15 protein-coding genes and 1 tRNA gene are annotated in these 17,488 nt (G+C 67.5%); 5 read left to right on the top strand and 11 right to left on the bottom strand.

What is annotated here, in order from left to right:
• Positions 1 to 144: 144 nt before the first annotated feature.
• The 5 genes from FB453_RS10230 to argS form a co-directional block, all read right to left on the bottom strand.
• A complete protein-coding gene (locus tag FB453_RS10230; RefSeq protein WP_145789409.1) occupies positions 145 to 3,423 on the bottom strand; it encodes an efflux RND transporter permease subunit in 3,279 nt (1,092 codons plus the stop codon).
• 141 nt (positions 3,424 to 3,564) lie between these two features.
• Positions 3,565 to 4,614, bottom strand: coding sequence for a threonine synthase (gene thrC / locus FB453_RS10225; protein ID WP_112625875.1), 1,050 nt, complete (start codon positions 4,612 to 4,614; stop codon positions 3,565 to 3,567).
• Between the two features lie 139 nt (positions 4,615 to 4,753).
• Positions 4,754 to 6,064, bottom strand: a complete 1,311-nt coding sequence (locus FB453_RS10220) for a homoserine dehydrogenase (protein WP_181541704.1) — start codon at positions 6,062 to 6,064, stop codon at positions 4,754 to 4,756.
• Positions 6,065 to 6,072: 8 nt separating this feature from the next.
• Positions 6,073 to 7,458 carry a diaminopimelate decarboxylase gene (lysA, locus tag FB453_RS10215; protein WP_112583605.1) on the bottom strand — a complete coding sequence of 462 codons (1,386 nt, stop codon included), beginning with the start codon at positions 7,456 to 7,458 and terminating at the stop codon, positions 6,073 to 6,075.
• A gap of 1 nt (position 7,459) precedes the next feature.
• Entirely contained in the window at positions 7,460 to 9,127 is a 1,668-nt protein-coding gene (gene argS / locus FB453_RS10210) for an arginine--tRNA ligase (protein WP_145789407.1), read from the bottom strand.
• 97 nt (positions 9,128 to 9,224) lie between these two features.
• On the opposite strand from argS, the gene FB453_RS10205 reads away from it, so the two are divergent.
• The 4 genes from FB453_RS10205 to FB453_RS10190 all read left to right on the top strand — a co-directional run bounded on the left by FB453_RS10205 (position 9,225) and on the right by FB453_RS10190 (position 11,931).
• Positions 9,225 to 10,022, top strand: coding sequence for a thioredoxin-like domain-containing protein (locus FB453_RS10205; protein ID WP_112583607.1), 798 nt, complete (start codon positions 9,225 to 9,227; stop codon positions 10,020 to 10,022).
• Between the two features lie 8 nt (positions 10,023 to 10,030).
• Complete coding sequence (locus FB453_RS10200; RefSeq protein ID WP_091405938.1) at positions 10,031 to 10,699, top strand: DUF305 domain-containing protein; 669 nt, start codon at positions 10,031 to 10,033, stop codon at positions 10,697 to 10,699.
• A gap of 374 nt (positions 10,700 to 11,073) precedes the next feature.
• Positions 11,074 to 11,766, top strand: a complete 693-nt coding sequence (locus FB453_RS10195) for a winged helix-turn-helix domain-containing protein (RefSeq protein ID WP_145789678.1) — start codon at positions 11,074 to 11,076, stop codon at positions 11,764 to 11,766.
• A 90-nt stretch (positions 11,767 to 11,856) separates the two neighbouring features.
• A tRNA-Arg gene (locus tag FB453_RS10190) sits at positions 11,857 to 11,931 on the top strand.
• Positions 11,932 to 12,408: 477 nt separating this feature from the next.
• Here the strand turns inward: FB453_RS10190 and FB453_RS10180 are convergent.
• The 6 genes from FB453_RS10180 to FB453_RS34145 all read right to left on the bottom strand — a co-directional run bounded on the left by FB453_RS10180 (position 12,409) and on the right by FB453_RS34145 (position 16,896).
• Positions 12,409 to 13,167 (bottom strand): PfkB family carbohydrate kinase, encoded by a 759-nt coding sequence (locus tag FB453_RS10180; protein WP_145789404.1) that lies wholly within the window; start codon positions 13,165 to 13,167, stop codon positions 12,409 to 12,411.
• A 115-nt stretch (positions 13,168 to 13,282) separates the two neighbouring features.
• On the bottom strand, positions 13,283 to 14,425 hold the full coding sequence (locus FB453_RS10175) for a phospholipase D-like domain-containing protein (protein ID WP_145789402.1): 1,143 nt from the start codon (positions 14,423 to 14,425) through the stop codon (positions 13,283 to 13,285).
• 20 nt (positions 14,426 to 14,445) lie between these two features.
• Positions 14,446 to 15,102, bottom strand: coding sequence for a dTMP kinase (locus FB453_RS10170; protein WP_186718190.1), 657 nt, complete (start codon positions 15,100 to 15,102; stop codon positions 14,446 to 14,448).
• Complete coding sequence (locus FB453_RS10165; RefSeq protein WP_145789397.1) at positions 15,089 to 15,550, bottom strand: hypothetical protein; 462 nt, start codon at positions 15,548 to 15,550, stop codon at positions 15,089 to 15,091. Before FB453_RS10165 ends, FB453_RS10170 begins: the two co-directional genes overlap by 14 nt.
• Positions 15,551 to 16,132: 582 nt before the next feature.
• Positions 16,133 to 16,642: a hypothetical protein gene (locus FB453_RS10160; protein ID WP_145789395.1), complete on the bottom strand. Its 510-nt coding sequence runs from the start codon at positions 16,640 to 16,642 to the stop codon at positions 16,133 to 16,135.
• An 83-nt stretch (positions 16,643 to 16,725) separates the two neighbouring features.
• Positions 16,726 to 16,896 (bottom strand): hypothetical protein, encoded by a 171-nt coding sequence (locus FB453_RS34145; RefSeq protein WP_186718188.1) that lies wholly within the window; start codon positions 16,894 to 16,896, stop codon positions 16,726 to 16,728.
• A 123-nt stretch (positions 16,897 to 17,019) separates the two neighbouring features.
• Between FB453_RS34145 and FB453_RS10155 the strand changes: the two genes are divergently transcribed.
• Positions 17,020 to 17,478 (top strand): hypothetical protein, encoded by a 459-nt coding sequence (locus tag FB453_RS10155; protein ID WP_145789393.1) that lies wholly within the window; start codon positions 17,020 to 17,022, stop codon positions 17,476 to 17,478.
• Positions 17,479 to 17,488: the final 10 nt, after the last annotated feature.

The raw sequence follows: 17,488 nt of genomic DNA, 5'->3' as shown, positions 1-17,488 counted from the left end.
CACCCACACCCCCACCTGCCTACGAGGAGTATGCAAGAAGTTACACAAGGTGTGGGGTCGTCGAGTCGGAGTGTTTTCGGTCGAATGAACCTGGAACGCCCCCGGCGAAAAATCCGCCGGGGGCGTTCCGAACCGCGCTACGACCTACTCGGTCGGCTCCGCCGGAGGCAGCGGCGAGGTGCGGCTACGCGGCAGCCGCAGCACCTCGAACTGGTCAGTGCCCTCCACCAACGCGGCCGACGGCGCGGGTCGCCCGGCCGGCTGCACACCCTCAGCCGCGACCGGGGCGGGCGCGCCGCTCGGCACCGCTACCTGGTTCGGCGCTGGCACCTCGTCGGCCTCCGTCGTGGTCACCGCCGACCCTCCGGAGCGCCGCCGTGCGCGCCGACCCCGCAGCGACTCCTTGGTGTGCTCCACCATCGTGTACAGCGTCGGCACCAGGATCAGCGTGAGCAGCGTCGAGCTGAGCAGACCACCGATCACCACGACCGCCAGCGGCTGAGAGATGAAGCCGCCCTCACCGGTCAACCCGAACGCCATCGGCAGCAGCGCGAAGATGGTCGCCACCGCCGTCATCAGGATCGGGCGAAGCCGGCGACGGCCACCTTCGACCACCGCCTCCCGGACCCCCATGCCCTGCGCCCGGTACTGGTTGATCAGGTCGAGCAACACGATCGCGTTGGTCACCACGATGCCGACCAGCATCAGCACACCGATCAGCGCCGGCACACCGAGCGGCGTCCCGGTGACCAACAGCAGACCGATCGCACCGGTCGCCGCGAACGGGATGGAGATCAGCAGGATCAGCGCCTGAGTGAGGCTGCGGAACGTGGCCACCATGATCAGGAAGACGATGGCGATCGCGGCCAGCACCGCCAGGCCCAGGTCCGCGAAGGCGTCCGCCTGATCCGCGCTGACACCACCGATGGTGAAACTCGCACCCGGCACGTTGATGCCGTCCAACCGCTTCTGCAACTCCTGGCTGGTCGCGCCCAGGTTCGAGCCGGTCGCCGCACCGGTCACCGACACGCTGCGCTCACCGTCGATTCGGGTGACCTGCTGCGGGCCTTCGCCCTGGGTGACCTGCGCGATGTCGCCCAGCTTCACCGGACCAACCGGCAGTGCCTTCAGCTGCTCCACCGTCGTCGGCGGCTGCGTGCCCAACCGCAGCACCACGTTCTGCTGCTGGCCGTCGAGCGCTACCTGACCCAGCGGCGCTCCCCGGAACGCCTGCGACACGAGCTGCCCCACGGCGGCCTCGGTGAGCCCGACCCGACCCGCGGCGACCCGGTCGACGACCACGTCGACCCGTGGCACCCGCGCGGCCAGGCTGGTGGAGACGTCCTCGACGTCCGGGACCCCCGCCATCGCGGCCCGCGCCTCCTCGGCGGCCCGGGTCAGCGCCTCCGGGTTGCTGGCCTGGACGATCACCTCCAGCTGGCTGGTCGACGCCTCCTGCCCGCCACCGAAGCTGATCTCACCCACACCGGCGCCGAGCTTGTCGAACTCCTTGCGCAGCACCTCACGCATCTGCTTCGCGTCGGTGTCACCGTCGAGCGCCAGCGACCAGCTGGCGACGTTGTTGCCGCCGCCGCCCGCCCACGGGTTGTCGCCACCGCCCGCTGTCACCTGGTACGTCTCGACGCCGTCGGTGCGGGACAGCACCGACTCGACCTGCTTGGCCGCCGCGTCGGTGGCCGCCAGGCCACTGCCGGCCGGCAGCTCCTGGCTCATGTTGAGGGTGTCCTGGCCGGAGTCGTCGAGGAAGTTGGTTTCCAACTTCTGCGCCAGACCGAAGGTGCCGAAGAGCACCAGCAGGCCCAGCCCGACGGTGATCCAACGGGTCGACCGCTTGCGAGTGGCGAACCCGATCACCGGCAGGTACGCCCGCTGCAACGGGCTGCGCAGCTCCTTCTCCTCTGCGGCGTGCCGAACCGCCTCGTCGTCCGCGGTGCCGCCGCGCGGCTTGAGGAACCAGTACGCGAGGACCGGGATCACTGTCAGCGACACCAGCAGCGAGGCGAGCAGGGCCACCGTCACGGTGATCGCGAACGGCGCGAAGAGCTGGCCCACGAACCCGCCGACCAGCGCGATCGGCGCGAACACCGCCACCGTGGTGAGGGTGGACGCGGTCACCGCACCGGCGACCTCCCGGACGCCGGTGATGATGGCGTGCCGTTTCTCCTCGCCGTACTCCAGGTGTCGTTTGATGTTCTCCAACACCACGATCGAGTCGTCGACCACCCGACCGACCGCGATGGTCAACGCGCCGAGGGTGAGCAGGTTGAGCGAGTAGTCACCGATCCACAGGGCGATCAGCGCCACCAGCACGGAGAGCGGGATGGAGACCGCGGTGACCACCGTCGAGCGCACCGACAGCAGGAAGACCAGGATGACGATGACAGCCATCACCAGGCCCAGCAGACCCTCGGTGGTCAGCGACTCGATCGACTTCTCGACGAACGGCGCCTGGTCGAAGACCACTGTCAGCTCCGCGCCGGAGGCGTCCTTCAGGTCGTCGAGCCGGTCCCGGATCTCGTGCGAGATCTCCACGGCGTTGCCGTCCGGCGCCGCGGTGACCGCGATACCGAGGCTGTCCTTGCCGTTGGTCCGGGTGATCGCCGTGGCCGGGGCGAGCTGCTGCTCGACAGTCGCCACGTCTCCGAGGCGAACGGGTGCCGCGGCCGGGGCGACCACGATGCCGCGCAGCTCCTCCAGGGTGGAGATCGGCGTGCCGACCTGCACCGGGAGGGCCAACGCGCCGTCGGTCACCGCGCCGGCCGGAACCGCCACGCCGTTTGTCTTCAGCGCCGCACCGATCGCCGTCGGCTGGATCTTCGCGGCGGCCAGCTTCGCCGGGTCCGGGGTGACCACCACGACGTCGTCGCGGGTTCCGGTCACCTCGACAGTGCGTACTCCCTCGATGCCCTCCAGCTCCGGCACCACTGTCGCGCGCAGCTTCTCGGCGAGCGCCCGCTCGTCCGCAGTGCCGGCCGCGGCCAGCACCACCGCCGGCAGGTCGTCGGTGCTACCCGCGATGACCTGCGGGTCGACGCCCTCCGGCAGCTGGGCGTCGATCCGGCTCAACGCGGTCTGCATCTTGTTGACCACGTCGTCGAGGTCGGTGCCGAACTCGTACGTCACCTGGACGGTGGCCGCCCCCTCGCGGGAGGTGGAGGTGACCTGGTCCAACCCCGGGATGCCCTGGAGGGCGTTCTCGATCGGCTCGGTCACCTGCGACTCGACGATCTCGGGGCCGGCGCCGGGGTAGGGAGCCACGATGAACGCGGCCGGGAACTCGAGCGACGGCAGCAGTTGCTGCTTCAGCGACGGCACGGCGAACGCTCCGAACACCGTGGTCACCACCGCGATGAGGGCAATCAGCCCTCGGTTGGCGAGGCTGAATCTGGCGAGCAGCGACATCGGCCTGGCTCACTCCTGAACGAGAATGCGGGCGGGGATACCCGAAAGTGTGCCGGACTCGCATACCCCGACCCCCGCCGCCCCCGGGCCGCACCGCCGTCCAGCTACCCGCCGTCGGTCACCACCCGGACGGCGGCGCGCTCAGGCCAGGTCGAGGGCGCGCGCCGCGGCCAGCGGGTCGTTCGCGATGGTCACCGGCGCCGGCGCGGTGGAGATCGCCCACTCCGGGTCCTTCAGCCCGTGGCCGGTCACCGTGCAGACCACCGTGGAACCGGGCGGCACCGCGCCCGCCGCGGCCTGCTGCAGCAGGCCGGCCACGCTGGCCGCGCTGCCCAGCTCGACGAAGACCCCCACCTCACGGGCGAGCAGACGGTACGCGGAGAGGATCTCCCGGTCGGTCACCGACGCGATCAGGCCACCGGAGGCGTCCCGGGCATCCAACGCCTTGGTCCAGCTCGCCGGGTTGCCGATCCGGATCGCGGTGGCGATGGTCGACGGCTCCGGCACCACCTGACCGGTCACGATCGGGGCCGCCCCGGCGGCCTGGAAGCCGTACATCTTCGGGGTACGGGTGGTGGCGCCGGCGGCCAACTCCTCCGCGTATCCCATCCAGTACGCGGAGATGTTGCCGGCGTTGCCGACCGGCAGGCAGTGGATGTCGGGCGCGTCACCGAGCGCCTCGACGATCTCGAAGGCGGCGGTCTTCTGGCCGTGCAGCCGGTCGATGTTGACCGAGTTGACCAACGCGACCGGGTAGTCCTGGGCGAGCTTGGCGGCAGTCGCGAGGCAGTCGTCGAAGTTGCCGTTCACCTGGAGCAGCTTCGCGCCGTGCACCAGCGCCTGGGCCAGCTTGCCCAGCGCGATCTTGCCTTGCGGCACCAGCACGGCGCAGGTCAATCCGGCCCGGGCCGCGTACGCCGCGGCGGAGGCGCTGGTGTTGCCGGTGGAGGCGCAGATGATGGCCTTGTTGCCGGCCTCGACCGCCTTGGACACCGCGAGGGTCATCCCCCGGTCCTTGAAGGAGCCGGTCGGGTTGGCGCCCTCCACCTTGAGGTGCACGTCGCAACCGAGCCGGGCGGACAGCACCGGCGCCGGCAACAGCGGGGTGTTGCCCTCGTGCAGCGTCACGACCGGCGTGGCCGCGGTGACCGGCAGCCGATCCCGGTACGCCTCGATCAGACCCCGCCACATGTCGCTCTCCTCGCCTCTACCGCCGCGCCCACCCGATTGTCAGGGCCACCTTGGACCAGCCCGCTGGAGTGGTCAATGGCACACCCCGGCTTACCCACCTGGCGGGACGCGCGAGCCGCCCCGTCGATGATGCAACGACTCAGGCGCCGCCCTCGACCCGCAGCACACTGGTCACCGAACGGACAATGTCCAGACCGCGCAGCTCACCGACGGTCGCGGCGAGCGCGGCGTCCGGTGCCACATGCGTGACGATGACCAACTCGGCGTCGCCGTCGCGGCCCGCTGGCCCGCCCGCCGAACCCTGCCGCACCGTCGCGATCGACACGTCGTGCCGGGCGAACACGCTCGCCACCGAGGCCAGCACACCCGGGCGGTCGGCCACGTCGAGGCTCACGTGGTAGCGGGTCAACGCCTCACCCATCGGCCGGACCGCGAGGTCCGCGTACGCGCTCTCGCTGGCCGCGCGCACCCCGGCGAGCCGGTTGCGGGACACCGCGACCACGTCACCGAGCACCGCGCTGGCGGTGGGCGCGCCACCGGCGCCCCGACCGTAGAACATCAACTGCCCGGCCGCGTCCGCCTCCACGAAGACCGCGTTGAACGCGTCCCCGACGCTGGCCAGCGGGTGGCTGCGCGGGATCATCGCCGGGTGCACCCGGACGCTGACCGTCTCCCGGCCGGTGGGGTCGACACCCCGGGCCGCGATGCAGAGCAGTTTGATCGTGCAGCCCATCGCCTGGGCGCTGGCCATGTCCGCGGCGGTCACCTCGGTGATGCCCTCGCGGTGCACGTCGGCGGCGCCGACCCGGGTGTGGAACGCCAGCGAGGCGAGGATCGCCGCCTTCGCCGCCGCGTCGAAGCCCTCCACGTCGGCGGTCGGATCGGCCTCCGCGTACCCCAGGGCGGTGGCCTCTTCGAGAGCCTCGGCGAAGCCGGCGCCGGTCGCGTCCATCGCGGAGAGGATGAAGTTGGTGGTGCCGTTGACGATCCCGGTGACCCGATTGATCCGATCGCCGTGCAGCGACTCCCGTAGCGGACGCAGCAGCGGGATGGCCCCGGCCACTGACGCCTCGTAGTAGAGGTCGCCGCCGCCCTCGGCCGCCGCCTCGTGCAGGGCCACGCCGTCCTCGGCGAGCAGCGCCTTGTTGGCGGTGACCACGCTCTTGCCGGCGCGCAGCGCCTCGACCAGCCAACTCCGGGCCGGCTCGATGCCACCGATCACCTCGATCACCACGTCCACGTCGTCGCGCTTGATCAGGCCAAGCGCGTCGGTGGTGAACAGGTCCTCGTCGACCGGCAGGTCACCTCGGTCGCGGCCGAGCCGACGGACGGCGATGCCGGCGATCTCCAGCGGAGCGCCGATCCGTGCCGTGAGGTCGGCCGACTGCTCGTGCAGCAGCCGGACCACCTCCTGGCCGACAGTGCCACAGCCGAGCAGCGCCAAGCGCACAGGTGACGTCATCCAACATCCAATGCGAGCAGGTCCTCTTCGGTTTCCCGCCGGACAATCAGGCGCGCCTGGCCGTCGCGCACCGCGACCACCGGTGGCCGGGGCACATGGTTGTAGTTGCTGGCCATGCTTCGGCAGTACGCACCGGTGCCGGGCACTGCGACAAGATCTCCGGGCTGCACGTCGGCGGGCAGGAATTCATCCTTCACCACGATGTCCCCGGACTCACAATGCTTTCCCACCACGCGGGCGAGCAACGGCTGCGCGGTCGAGGCCCGCGAGGCCAGCGTCGCCGAGTAGGACGCGTCGTAGAGGGCGGTGCGAATGTTGTCGCTCATCCCGCCGTCGACGCTGACGTACGTCCGGAGGCCGTCGAGGTCCTTGACCGTGCCGACCTCGTAGAGGGTGAACACGGCCGGCCCGACGATGGCCCGGCCCGGCTCGATCGACAGGTGCGGCACGGCCAGGTTCTCCGCCGCGCACTCCGAATCAACGATCTTGCGAAGCCGCTTGGCCAGATCCTGCGGCGTCGCCGGGTCGTCCTGGGTGGTGTACGCGATGCCGAAGCCGCCGCCCAGGTCCAGCTCGGGCAGCTCCACTCCGCGCGCGTCGCGGATCTGCGCCTGAAGGGCGAGCACCCGCCGGGCCGAGACCTCGAAGCCGCTGGCGTCGAAGATCTGCGAGCCGATGTGCGAGTGCAGCCCGCGAAGCTCCAGCACGCCCTCGTCGAGGATCTTGAACGCGGCGTTGGCGGCGGCACCGCCGGCCAGCGAGAAGCCGAACTTCTGGTCCTCGTGGGCGGTGGCGATGAACTCGTGGGTGTGCGCCTCGACGCCCACCGTGACCCGCACCAGCACCCGGGGCCGGACCCCGCGCTCGCGGGCCAGCGCGGTGAGCCGGTCGATCTCGGTGAACGAGTCGACGATGATCCGGCCCACCCCGGCGTCCAGCGCCCGGCCCAGCTCGGCGACCGACTTGTTGTTGCCGTGAAAGCCGATCCGCTCCGGCGGCATTCCGGCCGACAGCGCGGTGGCCAGCTCGCCACCGGTGCAGACGTCCAGGTGCAGCCCCTCCTCGGCGATCATCCGGACCACCGCCCGGCAGAGGAACGCCTTGCCCGCGTAGAACACGTCCTCGGTTGGGAAGGCCGCCCGGAAGTCGCGGCAGCGCGAGCGCAGGTCGGCCTCGTCGAGGACGTACACCGGGGTGCCGAACTCGGCCGCGATGTCGCGGACGCTCAGGCCCGCGACGGCGACCGCGCCGTCGGCGCCACGCGTCACCGACCGCGGCCACAGCGCCGGCACGAGGGCGTTGACGTCGGCCGGGGTACGCAGCCAGGCCGGCCCCTGATTGCTGATGTCCGCGTGCAGCGCACCGGCCTCATGAGCCCTCATGTCACATCCTCTCGGGTGCGGAGACGCCGAGCAGGTACAGGCCGTTGGCGATCACCGTGCGGGTGGCGTTGTTGAGCCAGAGCCGAGCGCGGTGCAGGTCGGTGATCTCCTCGTCGCCCAGCGGCAGCACCCGGCAGTTGTCGTAGAACCGGTGGTAGGAGGCGGCGACGCTCTCCTCCAGGTAGCGGGCCACCCGGTGCGGCTCCCGCAGCTCGGCGGCCGTCGCCACCACCGCGGGGAACTGGGCGAGCGCCTTGAGCAGCTCGTTCTCCTTCTCGTGGTCGAGCAGCTCGGGGCGGAACGCGTCGGCGTCGCCCGGAATCAGCCCCACCTCGGCGGCGTTGCGGGCCACGCCCGCCGTCCGGGCTGCCACGTACTGCACGTAGTAGACCGGGTTGTCGCGGGTCGCCCGGGTCCACAGCTCGATGTCGATGTCGATCGGGGAGTCGCTGGAGTAACGGGCCAACGCGTACCGGGAGGCGTCCACGCCGATCGCGTCGACCAGGTCCTCCAGGGTGATCACGGTGCCGGCCCGCTTGCTCATCCGCATCGGCGCGCCGTCGCGCAGCAGGTTGACCAGCTGCCCGATGAGGATCTCCAGGTTGCGCTCCGGGTCGTCGCCGAAGCAGGCGGACATCGCCTTCATCCGGCCGATGTAGCCGTGGTGGTCGGCGCCCAGCATGATCACGACCCGATCGAAGCCACGCTCGCGCTTGTCCAGGTAGTAGGCGCAGTCCGCGGCGAAGTACGTCCACTCGCCGTTGGACTTGCGCAGCACCCGGTCCTTGTCGTCGCCGAAGTCGGTGGTGCGCAGCCAGGTGGCGCCCTCGGACTCGTAGAGGTGCCCCTGCTGGCGCAGCCGGTTCAACGCCAGGTCGAGCTCACCCCGGTCGTGCAGGTCCTTCTCGTTGAAGTAGGTGTCAAACTCCACCCCGAAGTCGCGCAGCGAGGTGCGGATCTCGTCGAACATCAGCGCGACGCCCTCGACCCGGAAGACCTCCTGGGCGGCGTCGTCGTCGAGCGAACGCACCTCCGGCCGGCGGGCCTGCACCTCGCTGGCGATCTCGGCGATGTACGCCCCGCCGTAGCCGTCCTCCGGCGCCGGCTCACCCTTCGCGGCGGCGAGCAGCGACCGGGCGAACCGGTCGATCTGCGAACCGGCGTCGTTGAAGTAGTACTCCGTGCCGACGTCGGCGCCGGTGGCCCGCAGCAGCCGGCTCAGCGCGTCACCGACGGCCGCCCAGCGGACCCCGCCGATGTGCACCGGCCCGGTCGGGTTGGCCGAGACGAACTCCAGGTTGATCTTCTCGCCGGCGAGCCGGTCGCTGCGGCCGTACTCCGCGCCGGTCTCCACGATCACCCGCGCGAGCTGACCGGCCGCTGCGGCGTCGAGCCGGATGTTCAGGAAGCCCGGCCCGGCGATTTCCACCGATTTGACGCCCGGTGCCCGGCCCAGCTCGTCGGCCAGGGCTGTCGCCAACTCCCGGGGCGGGACGCCCACCTTCTTGCTCAACTGCAGCGCGAGCGTCGAGGCGTAGTCGCCGTGCTCGGGGTTGCGCGGTCGCTCCACCACGGTGCTCGCCGGCAACGCGGCACTGTCGAGCCCACGCTGCTCGAAGACGGCGTGGGCGGCGGCAAGGACGACCGAGGCTAGTTCTGCAGGAGTCACCCAACCATGTTATCGGGGGTAGACTCGGGCACTCGGCGGCTCCCCTGCGCGTCATCCGGCCCGCCACTCCCCTGACCGACCGACTTGACGAGGCACGATGAGCATCAGCACCCCGGGTGGCCCTGAGCGCCGCCCGACCGTGGTCAGCACCGGCAAGAAGCCGGCCGCGGGCCGGCCGGCGTCCGGCGCCAAGGCCGGTTCCGGCAAGCCGACGGGCTCCCCCCGGGCCGGGGGCAAGGGCCCGCGCAAGCCGGTCACCCCGGTCAAGGTGAGCCAGGGCCGCGCGTGGGGGCCGATCGCGCTCTTCGTCGCGGTCGGCGTGCTCGCGGCCGGCATCATCGGCTACGGCGCCTGGGCGTCGTTCCAGGGCTCCAAGCCGTGGGACAAGCGGGCCAACGCCATCGACGGCATCGCCAACATCCGCAAGTCCGACCCGGACAGCCTGAAGTACGAGTCGCACAAGTCGGGTCCGCTGACCTGGAACTACTCGCCGCCTGTGGGCGGGGTGCACAACGCCGCCTGGCAGAACTGCATGGGCGACGTGTACGACGCCCCGATCGCCAACGAGCACGCGGTGCACAGCCTGGAGCACGGCGCGGTGTGGATCACCTACCGCCCGGACCTGCCCAAGGACCAGGTCGACAAGCTCGCCAGCAAGGTGCGCGGCGTCGAGAAGACGCTGATGAGCCCGTACGAGGGCCTGGACAAGCCGATCTCGCTTCAGGCCTGGGGCTACCAGCTCAAGGTCGACAACGCTGACGACTCGCGGATCGACGAGTTCATCAAGGACCTGCGGGTGAACGCCTCCGTCGAGGGCCCGACGGCGCTCTGCAACACCGGCATCACCGCCACCGGCACCACGCCGCGTGAACTCCAGCAGCAGCCCACCCAGTAAGGACGGCAATGACCGCTCCGGCAACCACCGACAGCGAGTACGACGAGATCCCGGCCGCCCCGGACGAGGGCGGCCGGGCCCCGGCGTCGCGCTACGGCGTGCTGGCACTCGCCATCATGCTGGTGGTGGGGCTCCTCCTCGGGTACGCGGGCGGTCTGCTCACCCCACGGATCACCCGGCCCGGTGACGCCTCGGTCGAGGCGGGCTTCGCCCGGGACATGACGACCCACCACGCGCAGGCGGTGGAGATGAGCCTGATCGCGTACCGGTCGGCGACCCTCCCCGAGGTGCGGCAGATCGCCGTCGACATCGCCACCGGGCAGCAGGGCGAGATCGGCGCGATGCAGACCTGGCTGCGCGAATGGGGCCTCAGCCCGACCGGGTCGAAGCCACCGATGTCGTGGATGTCCGACGGGGCCACCGTCAAGGACGGCCTGATGCCGGGCATGGCCACGCCGCAACAGATGACCGCCCTGCGCAACGCTCAGGGCATCGAGGTCGACAGGCAGTTCCTGACCCTGATGTACGCCCACCACCTGGGCGGCATCCACATGATCGACGCGGCGCTCGGCGCGACCGACAACGCCGAGGTGCTGCGGGTGGCGAACACCATGAAGGCCACCCAGCAGACCGAGTTGAACAACCTCCGGCAGCTCCAGGCGCAGGCCAAGGGCTGACCGACCGGACGGTGCACCCGGCCCGCGTCCCCGCCGCTCCGTGGCGGTGACGCGGGCCGCACCGTGCCGACACAACGCACCACGCCGCTCGACCTGCGCCGCCCGCCACCGACGCGAGCCCCCGCCCCCGCCGGGGCCCCCAGCGCAAGCCCCGGCCTTGATCGACTCGGCTTTCAGGAAACCGGGCGGTCGACGCGATCGGCACCCCGGTTTCCAGGAACCCGAGTCGATCAAGACGGCTACCCGTCGCGTATGACCCGAACACCCCTCTCGTCCCTTGTGGGCGTTTTGCGTGGCACAGGCGATTACGTTGCTTAGAGAGTTTTCTCCCCACATATCGTGACCAGTTGCGATTCGGGCTCGTTGCCCAAGACGTGGGGGTTGCACTCAGAGACGCACGGCGCTCGGTCACCAGTTGGTGCCGACGCCACACCATCGGTGGTGACGGGGCGGTGGCAGCCGTCCGTCGCGGACAGCGGCAGGGCGAGCCGGGAATGCTCAGCCGCGAACAGGAACTCGAGTTGATCGACACGCTGCGGGGCGTCCATCCCGACGAGTTCGGCCTGGACGAGGAGCTGTGGACGCGGCAGAGCCTCACCACGCTCATCCAGCGGCGCTTCGAACTGCCGCTGGACACTGGCGCGGTCGGGGCGTACCTGCGGGCCTGGGGGTTGGGTCCGCGGGAGCCGCGTGAGCGGGCCTGCGGGCTCTGCGTCAGCGCGGTCGAGCGTTGGGTCCGCAGCGAGTACCCGGCGATCACCCGGGCCGCCCAGGAGCACCTCGCGGAGGTCTACTGGATCGGCCGGGTCCGGCTGCGCGGAACGATGCCGGCCGCCGACGTGATCTCCGCTGTCTCGTCCCGCGGTCGGGTCCGCTTCATGATCACTACGCCGACGGTGGACCCGCCGCTCCCCCGCGACTTCGTGCTGCGCCTCAGTGGCGAGGAGCAGCGCACCGTCCACCTGATCGTGGACGGCTCCTGGCCGCGCAACGAGTGGCCGCGCCGGCTCCCCCGACGAATCGTCCTGCACCCGCTGCCCAGCTGCGGGCGGGTGGTAGCCGCCTGAGCACCGGGTGGGCCGGTCCGACACGATCGGCTCACCCGATACCGATTCGGCGTACGCAGGGGAGGTTTGCTAGTCTTCTCCAGTCGCTGAGCCCCCGTAGCTCAGGGGATAGAGCACCGCCCTCCGGAGGCGGGGGCGCAGGTTCGAATCCTGCCGGGGGCACCAAGGTTGACCAGCACCAGAGGCTCCTGACCAGGGAAACCCGGTCGGGGGCCTTACTCATGTGTCGGCTATGTCCGACCGCCAGCGACCAATGCGACCATCTGTGCCATATCAGCCCGCAGGTCGGTCGTGGCCAAACGCCCTTTCGGCACGCTTTCGGAGAGCAGCCTCACCGCCGTCTAGGCACTTGATGTAAATCCTGAGTGGCAGCTCTACCGACTGCCCAGCCCAGTCGGCCGCCTGAGTAGGCGGCACTCCCTGTTGAGCTGTGTCGACACGGCGGCTTGGCGCAGGTCGTACGGGGTGAGTGCCAGCAGGGAGGCGGAGACCCCGGATGTGAACACGGCGACGCGCGCCTGCCTCCATAGGCGGTTAGTCGCCCCCTTGGTCAGCTCCTCCTTGTTGCGCTCTCCCACGAACAGCCGGCCGTCCGGGCCGTAGCCAACCGAAATCCTGGGCAGGTATACCACCTGATATAAGCTACCTATCTTTCAAGGCAGAAAATACGGCCTCACTAGCGCGCCCCAGAACCTTGATTGCCGCGACAGCCGCTCCCACCCGTGCAGCAACACCAAGGTGACCGGTTGCAATCAATGCTGCGGACGCCGCACCAGCGAACACATCGCCTGCCCCAGTCGGGTCAACGGCACGAAGAGGCTCCACACGAATGGTTTCCGAAGTAAGTCCATCAACAATTGTTACCCGATGCAGCGCAGTCACTAGCCACGTCTGAGACGAATCAGAAAGGCAGCGGTTCACAGCCTGTGAGAAATTCTTCGACTGCCAGAGATGTAAAAATTCCGTCTCGCTGACAAAGATTCTGTGAGCCGCAGCCAGTAGCCCAAGGAGCCGTGCGGGCTGCACGGAGAGGTGATACTCGTGCAGCTGCACGCTAACAGCACATTGCAGATCTCTAGCGGCCCTTATCAGTACTTCTAAATCATCGAGAGGCATTGTACACGCGTGGACAATGCTGCCGGGCTCGATAATTTCGATCGCGTACGCACCTAGACTTCCTGGAACGAGGGCATTCCTTATCCGGAGGGAGAGCAGCTCCTGACTTTTACTCAAGTCATAATCGAGATCGAATTCTATCGGAGGTGAGTGAAACTGTATTTGAGAGAGGTCGGCACCATTCTCTTCGAGAATAGCGATGGGTTCCCCGAACTCGCTTCGATCAGCTAAGGAAAGCATGCGAATGCCTCGCCTGACGAAACAAAAGCCTGCGGCGAAGTGCATGAGCGCTCCTCCCGGCAGACGCTCTGTCGGCTGATTGGGAGCAAGTCGGGCGCAATCCCATCCAATGTGACCTACGGCGTAAAAGGTCGTTCGGTCCGAATTGCGCCTAGGCGCTTCACCGCCTAACGACACGCATTCTATCCCTTCTTGCGCGAACCGCGAGGAACACCTTCCGACATGTTAGGCCGAGTGCGGCTGCCGCTAGCCCGTAGCAAATGTTCTTCTCGGCGTCCACCCACGAGGCTGACGGGACTACAGAAAGTGCGCCATATAGGCGGGAAAAAATGACCGGCAAAGCGGCCAGCAGTGCTGAGATTAGCAGCCAGAGCAATACCATCAACAACGCCGATGCCCGGAAAATGATATAGGGGAACAGCAATCGCGCACGAGAGCCAAATACGGCCGGATCAGCCCTACTCCAAGCGAGCGAGAAAGCATTCTCATACATCGTTACAAGATTGACCTCGTGATTGAAGTCCGTGTTCTCAATTTCGAACATGATTCCATCACTGCCATGCTGGCGAACAGGATCATACACAGTGGTGCGGAAGATCTGACGGTCAATCAATGTAGATCCTGCGCCGTACAGATCTTGGGCTGTGGCCACCACCCGCACGCTGAAGCAATCGTGCTTACGAGCTTCGTTTGCCCAATCCTTCGCAGCTTCACCTGCCCTCAGGGCCTCTGACCGCCCACGTAGCTTGCCTACCGCCTGTGGCCCCCCAATAAGTACCCTAATCTGCACTCCACGCTCAGCCGCCTCGCCGAGCGCCTGTTTCACAGCGGGGTACGCGGAGTTCATAACCCAAACAAGCACTTCAACGCGAGACGATCGGATATAGTCAATCCAAGTGCTAAAATGGTCATACTCTCCGGTCACTTTCCCGAGATCATTGAAGGTCCAACCTGCACTAATCTCTCGACGAGCCAATTGTATTGCCCGTCGAACCGAGGCTGCTGCTGACACGTCCAGACCCAACACTGCTGGAAGGCCGTTGGCAATACGCAGGGTCTCGCGCCCATGAGATTCAATTGACGATTCAATGATCTGAGCATGTTGCAGCTCGTCTAGAGCGCCTTCAAGGGCATCATTGTCGATTTCTGGGAATCGGCGCAGAAAATAGACGAGTTCCGCCCTCGGGCGCGCAATTGGTCGACACGCTAATCGCACGACTACGTCGATGCTGGGCGAAGAAATCGTGAGACCGGCGCTGTGCAGTAAGCCGGCAAGTCTTTTCTCGGGCGCCGTGCGCCTCATTATGCCGTCACCGTCACTCGTCAGCTCGCCGAAGCCAGGGAACCCGATTGGATGATGTAGGTAGCAACTTCATCAAAGTTGGACACATCAAGCATTCGCCACTCCGAGAGCCAATTCCGCGAGGCAAAGCCTTCGTAGAGTTCAGCAGCTGACCGCTGGAGTTCCTCGTTGCGCTCAAACGAGTCAATTGTTCGACTTTCGTCCGCACGCGCTCGTGCGCGCGCCCTATACCAGGCGACCTCCGGTTCAACTTGAACCAAAATTTGGATGTCCGGCACTGGGATGCCTAGGAATCGCGTCTCTAATTCTGCAATATTCTCGATGTATTCTTCGCGAGCCCGCTCGTTGTCAATACGGGCAGCCCCATAGGCAGCATTAGATGCGATGTACCGATCCACGATTACCGCGTCAAATGTCTTCATGGCAGCAGCCAAGTCGGGCAGCGAGTGAGCCCTGTCAAGGGCGAAGAGAGTAGCAGATCCCGATACCGAGGCGGCGAGTGAACGTAGAATCGTACCATCCGCCAACATTTCGCTAATTGCAACGCCGAAGGGAGGGGTTTTATAACGAGGATATGAAAAGATCGTTGTAGTCAGCCCTGCTTCCTCGCAACGAACTCTGAGGCGTTCGGCAAAAGTTCGCTTCCCGGCGCCATCGATACCCTCAACCGCGACCAACAACTTGTCCCCCAGCGCCGAAATCTACGTCATTTATTGCGTCTGTCCAGTTTAGAAGACGCGCGACCACTTGAATCGGAAGTCCGCACATCCGCGCGAACTGCTCCAGTCTGATCGATCTCAGGTTTGCCGACAGAAGAACAGTTGAGCCGGCCCGGCCGTTCAGGCTAGACCAAGCGTTCTCCAAACGGTCGATTGAGATTGGTTCGATACTGGAGGCGGATGTGCCTTTCATTGCTACGGCAAACCAACCGACTCCATCAATCACCACGTGGTCGTCGTCGTTGGGTGAATCCAGAATTTCCAACCTACCGAGCGGGACTCCCAACGAATTCGCAACAGCTACACCTCCCTCATCTATCGACAATGTGTCACCTGGCTGCGCTACCATGGCTGCCAGATACCACAAAGACAATTGGTGGCGACCAGGATGGTCCTGCTGCTCCATGGGTGTTTCCTTATCCAAAAGTGATCCCGCGCGGTCTGTCCGATTTGCTTTCCGCAACCAAGAGAACGCGCTGCCGGTTGCCATATGTTTGGTTATCTCTTGACCGTCGAAGCTCGGCGCCAATCCGTAGGTACTACGCACAGTACAACGTCGGGCAATCGTTTCGTGTAGAGTGCTCGGCCATGCGCCTCCAGCCATGCTAAGGGATCAAGTCCTGGTCCGGGAGGCCCGTACGGTTTAACCTGGTCTAGAGCCTCCCGCCACCTTGCCGTATTCGCGACGAACGGGACAGCAGCGACAGTGCAGCTCATCCCACGCAGACCGATACTGCCGGTGCGATCGCCGTAACGCGCACCTAACGAACTCACGGTAGGCAACGTCGGCCACGTCTCACACCGTGGCGGGCGAGCGCGGCGCGCCGTGCATCGACGTAGTAAGCAATGACGCGGCGGCTTCCCTCGATTGGCGGTGCGCGGCAGGTCGTCCTTGTTACGCATCCTGCCTCGGCCGAGCCCCGGGCACGAGCTCGCGGATCGCAGTCCCCGCTGAAGCAGGAAAATCGGGGCTTAGAACCCTCGTTCACTACCGGGAGATTGAGCAGTTCAGCATGCCTGTTGATATTCCGGACGCCGGGGAGAGTGACGTCCACGGCCTGCTACAAGCCGGACTACCACCCACCCGCCGGCGATGTAGAGGCTGAGTTGGTCGGTCGCCGCCGCCGGGCAACAGTCGCATGGCGAACCGCTGCCCGGCCCGCTGATCCAGGTAGGCGTTGGCGGTGAACCAGGCGGCGACGTTCGCCGCCGCGCAGTCGGCGACGCTCTCCTCCTCTCCGAAGAGTCGGAATCGAGCCAGCAGATCGTTCTCCACACCGTCCGCTGCGGACACGGCGATGAGGGCGTTGACAGCCATCGCCAGGACGGTCACCGTGCACACCGCACGTTGCATCCGGGCCGGGTCCGCGCCAGCCCTCACAAGCATCGCGACGACCGCGACGACCACCAGCGGCGGGAAGATGTTGTCGAAACCCGCGACGACGTCCCCGGCCTCATACGTCGTGTAGTTCGGCGTGCGGCGGAAGGACCACGCCAATGGTGGCGGACCGCGACCAGGCTGAGGTGCGTCCCGCAGGCCAGACGGCGGTGCCGGCGAAGCGGGGCGCATCCACAATCCGACTAGACACAGAGGGCGGCCGCGCCGTACACGGCCACCTGCTCGGTACGGAGGCCTGGTGCGAGGTACGGGCCGAACGCGGCCACGGTGAGGCCGATGACGATTCGCCGTCCCCAGCGGGTGGCGGTGGACGAGCCGGTGGGGACAGGGATCACACCCGGTGCAACGACCACCAGGCACCCCGCGTCGCGTGTTGCCCGGGTCGCCCACCCAACCCGGAGAACGAGACAGTGCCGGCCGCCGTACTTCCGCATCCGGCGAAGACCCGTGACCCTGCATAATCAAGAATGTCGATCATGCTGTTTCTCGGGTTACTCCTCGCCGCGCTGGGTGGGGCGGTCGTCGCGACCGTCCTCACCGTCCGTGGGTTCCGCGCGATGTTCAGGAAGGGCGAACGGTCGGGCCGCCTGCGCACGGCGGCGCTGCTCGTCGGCGCGGGCGCCGTCGCCCTGTACGCCTGGGGCCTGCTCCACCTCGGTTACGCGGTGCTGCAGGCCGAGGACGGTGGCGCCGGATCCGCCCCGGTCGGACCCTGTCGCGAGGCCGGACCACAGGTGGCGAGCCTGGTCGTCGGCTACGACGTCAGCTTCCTACCGCTGCGCTTCGAGTGCCGCCTCAGTGGTGGCGGCACGTACGTCGCCTCGTCCGTGCCCGGATACGTCACCCCGGGCACGGCCGGCCTCGGTCTGGTCGCCGCCACCTGCGGAATCCTCGCCACCACGACGGCACGCCGCGTCCGGCCATCGGTGGCGTGAACGCCGGCCG

The sequence above is a fragment of the Micromonospora sp. CNZ322 genome (assembly GCF_007827755.1).
This window is presented reverse-complemented; position numbering and strand designations above follow the sequence as displayed.

Excerpts from the sequence above, each read along its gene's own strand:
- FB453_RS10180 (WP_145789404.1), bottom strand. The coding sequence starts at position 13,167 with ATGCACTTCGCCGCAGGCTTTTGTTTCGTCAGGCGAGGCATTCGCATG.
- FB453_RS10230 (WP_145789409.1), bottom strand. The coding sequence starts at position 3,423 with ATGTCGCTGCTCGCCAGATTCAGCCTCGCCAACCGAGGGCTGATTGCC.
- FB453_RS10175 (WP_145789402.1), bottom strand. The coding sequence starts at position 14,425 with ATGAGGCGCACGGCGCCCGAGAAAAGACTTGCCGGCTTACTGCACAGC.
- lysA (WP_112583605.1), bottom strand. The coding sequence starts at position 7,458 with ATGAGGGCTCATGAGGCCGGTGCGCTGCACGCGGACATCAGCAATCAG.
- FB453_RS10205 (WP_112583607.1), top strand. The coding sequence starts at position 9,225 with ATGAGCATCAGCACCCCGGGTGGCCCTGAGCGCCGCCCGACCGTGGTC.
- FB453_RS10165 (WP_145789397.1), bottom strand. The coding sequence starts at position 15,550 with ATGGAGCAGCAGGACCATCCTGGTCGCCACCAATTGTCTTTGTGGTAT.
- FB453_RS10200 (WP_091405938.1), top strand. The coding sequence starts at position 10,031 with ATGACCGCTCCGGCAACCACCGACAGCGAGTACGACGAGATCCCGGCC.
- FB453_RS10155 (WP_145789393.1), top strand. The coding sequence starts at position 17,020 with ATGCTGTTTCTCGGGTTACTCCTCGCCGCGCTGGGTGGGGCGGTCGTC.
- thrC (WP_112625875.1), bottom strand. The coding sequence starts at position 4,614 with ATGTGGCGGGGTCTGATCGAGGCGTACCGGGATCGGCTGCCGGTCACC.